General features: G+C 32.0%; 2 protein-coding genes and 1 pseudogene. All 3 read right to left on the bottom strand.

The window, feature by feature from the left end:
- Positions 1 to 182 precede the first annotated feature (182 nt).
- Positions 183 to 1,141, bottom strand: a pseudogene (locus tag AALA56_RS09580) (Abi family protein).
- 118 nt (positions 1,142 to 1,259) lie between these two features.
- Complete coding sequence (locus tag AALA56_RS09575) at positions 1,260 to 1,709, bottom strand: hypothetical protein (RefSeq protein ID WP_369909825.1); 450 nt, start codon at positions 1,707 to 1,709, stop codon at positions 1,260 to 1,262.
- Complete coding sequence (locus AALA56_RS09570; protein WP_369909824.1) at positions 1,699 to 2,616, bottom strand: IS1595 family transposase; 918 nt, start codon at positions 2,614 to 2,616, stop codon at positions 1,699 to 1,701. Before AALA56_RS09570 ends, AALA56_RS09575 begins: the two co-directional genes overlap by 11 nt.
- Positions 2,617 to 2,766 lie beyond the last annotated feature (150 nt).

Genomic DNA, 2,766 nt, shown 5'->3' with positions numbered 1-2,766 from the left:
TGGTGATTACAATTATATCTCTCTGAGGTGTTTTTTCATACTTTTAAGTGGCTAACTTCATTTTAGAACTTTTAATTAACATCCATGATGGCAAAATATTTTAGGGAACTATATACTAGTTTACACCAACCACAATATACAGAAAAAGACTTAATATTTATTAAGCCTTTTTCTGTCGAGTTTCATTTTTTTATCAGTAGCGTTATATTTTTAGCTGACTCTAACGAATTAAACCCCAATAAATGGGCACGCTCATCATTTTCCTTACAAAGATTTCGTATGCTTGATTGTATATCTTTCCATTTATATTTAGTATTTATTTGTTTAACAAGTTCGACAATTATTATTATCACAACAGATAATCGATTTGTTGGTTTTTTAATAACCTTTCCATCTTTACCACTTTTAATGAAATAGAGATAATTACTCCAATATTTACGTATTTTGGGTTTAGTTGTTAATTTAATATCAACTAGATTTGAATTACGGGCGCAAATATTTCTTATAAAATTAAGACATTTCATCCATGAAACAAGCTCTTCATTAGTACAATTGTAGTGGGAAGATATTGACTTCAAATTGGATTCACTCATAATTTCTAGTATTGTAACAATATCGCCAAACATTAACAAATCAATTCCTAGCCAAACGGATGGAAAGCCATCAGTATCTAAATTTTTTTTCAATATGCATCTCCGAAGATTGATTACGTTTAACTATTTTTAACAGTCTTTTTTTTAATTGAAAACTGTTCTTTTTCGATTTGAAATTTTGTATATTTTCTACGATTTGACCACGAGGAGAAATTTAAGTAACCAAACGCACCATAATTTTTACCTAACACATACGAAATCCGTGTTTTTATTGATACTTCAATTTTTTCGATGGCATGAAGTAAGTAAATTCTAAGATTTTTGTCCTGATAATAGCGTGTAATTACTTCCTTAAATTCCACTCCGTTGTATGAAATAGAAATCTCATCATTGATTTTCGAGATGGTAGATAAGGGTCTTGCAAACTCCTTTAGTCGATAATAACTAATATTCTTAATTTTATCAATATCATTATTAGTTACAGTCATGCCCCTGCTTTTAAATAGAGCTAATTGTTCGTCCCACGATAGACCGACAGGTACTTTCATTTAACCTCCTAAGTTATAAAAAAAAGCCCCACATCAGAACGTATCTGTCCATAAACGGAAGTGGGGGGGTGTCATCTTAATAAGATTTTACCAGTTTCCACGAGATTATGCAACACTTTTAATTATTTTTTCTAGGATTATAGTGCATTGCTATCCAAAGTTTCTTATCAAAGTCAGATAGTTCTTTTTTCTTTGGATAAACACAGTCATCCAAATCAGGGAATTTGAGACTATACTTTTTCTCAAAAAAGTTTTGAAACTCCTCTTTATTCTCTGCGACATCAATCAAGGCTTCCAGCTCTGCCATGTGTTTAGCGATTGCTTTTCTATCTATTTTTTTAAGGCTTTCTTTCAACGCATCGTAGACACAAGTCTTTGTTAGTTGAGCGTAAAAAGAACGATGGTTAGTAACAAAATCAAAACTGTACTTCTTATTCCAGAATTTCGTATACTTGTCATAAAATCTATCAGAAAGACTAACCTGATACCCAATTAGTTTACTATCAACTCTTCGAGAAATAGACCTTTCCAATTCAAAATGTAAATCATTTAGTGTATTAGTAGCCATAAATTAGCTCCCTATATTTAGTACGGACACAGGCATTTGAAAGTAAGAGATTAAAACGCTGACTATCCGAATAATCACGAGTATTATAACGGAAAACAAATTCATCTACATAGTCTTGAAGATATTTCTTAGACCATGAGTGATAAATTCCTAAAACACCACGTTTCAATTCAGCCCAAAAGCCTTCAATCGTGTTAGTATAAACATCGCCTTGCACGTATTCACTAGAACCGTGATTTACAAAGTCATGTTGATACATCTTAGCCACTTTATTATAACCTAGCCATTCATCTGTGTAAAGTTGAGCAGTCTCTTTGACATATTTGACGATTTGTTCGGTTAATGTTTTGGCTTTAGTATCTGATACATGATGAGCATTGACTTTACCTTGACGTTGTACCATGCCAACTATGGCAGACTTGTCTTTTAAAGAACGACCTTGAGCATTTTTGACTTTCTTAGAGTTATGACGGTTCTTATTTTTTCCGCCAATATAAGTCTCATCAACTTCTACAACATTATCAAGAGTATTATCATTTTCAGAGCCAAAACACTTACGGATACGTTCCAACATAAACCAAGCTGTCTTTTGAGTAACGCCAATATCCTTTGAAAGTTGCACTGAAGAAATTCCTTTTTTATGGGAAGTTACAAGCCAAATCGCCATGAACCATTTACGCAATTCAATCTTAGTATTATCAAAAAGAGTGCCAGTCTTGACATTGAAATATTTACCAGTATTTTTACAACGATATTTATTTCCCTTGCATTTATAGACTTTTGAAGTAGCATCAAAAGGGCTGACAATCACATCGCCCCAAATTATATTTTCTAAATGGTCTATACATGACTGTTCGTCAGGAAAAGCAGATTGTAAATCAAATAATGACTTAAATTCAAACTTCATAACTGGTACTCCTTACTTCGTAAGTATATTATATCGGAAACGAGACTATATGTCAATAAAAATGTAAACTTCTACTATGCAAGATGCCAAAATTTTGATATAATAGAACTATCAAAAAGCAAAGGAAATGAATAGTATGAACGCAATACC

Source organism: Streptococcus hyointestinalis, from assembly GCF_041225505.1.
Classification (GTDB): domain Bacteria; phylum Bacillota; class Bacilli; order Lactobacillales; family Streptococcaceae; genus Streptococcus; species Streptococcus hyointestinalis_B.
This window is presented reverse-complemented; position numbering and strand designations above follow the sequence as displayed.